This is a genomic window from Bradyrhizobium sp. BRP19 (assembly GCF_020194195.1).
GTDB classification, from domain to species: domain Bacteria; phylum Pseudomonadota; class Alphaproteobacteria; order Rhizobiales; family Xanthobacteraceae; genus Bradyrhizobium; species Bradyrhizobium yuanmingense.
The window spans coordinates 1-441 of sequence record NZ_JADYVZ010000127.1; the positions used below are offsets into that span (position 1 = coordinate 1).

At 67.3% G+C, this 441-nt stretch carries 1 pseudogene; it reads right to left on the bottom strand.

Features of this window, described 5'->3' with window-relative positions:
- Positions 1 to 441 (bottom strand): annotated as a pseudogene (locus I6F36_RS38815) (TROVE domain-containing protein); the annotation flags it as partial.

Below are 441 nucleotides of genomic sequence, written 5' to 3' on the forward strand. Positions count from 1 at the left end.
TCGTTGACCGGCTTCGGCCGCGCGATCCGGAAGACGTCGCGCAGCTTGACCTTGCCGGCCCGATCGTACTTGGCGAGCTGGTAGGCGTCGAAGTTGCGCAGTGCGGAATCCAGTCCACGCATCACCTGTGCGGTGAACTGGCGGCCATGTCCGGCCGGCGCGGTGCGCCGATCGCCGCCGCTCGTGTAGATCGCAACGAATTCGGCCAGCTCATCGGCGCGCGCGATCACGCGCTCGATGGTCTTGGCGACCAGCGCGTCGGAGCGGCCGGCGGCGGTGCGCGTCAGCACCTCCAGCAAGAGCAGCGGCACGTGGCGCAGATGCATGATGTTGCGCGCCTCATTGGCGAGCGCGGCCACCGTTTCCGGCTTCACGTTCTCGGCCAGCGTCCGGATGCGCGTCGCGATCTCGACACCGTCCTCATAGAACTCCTTCTCGAAC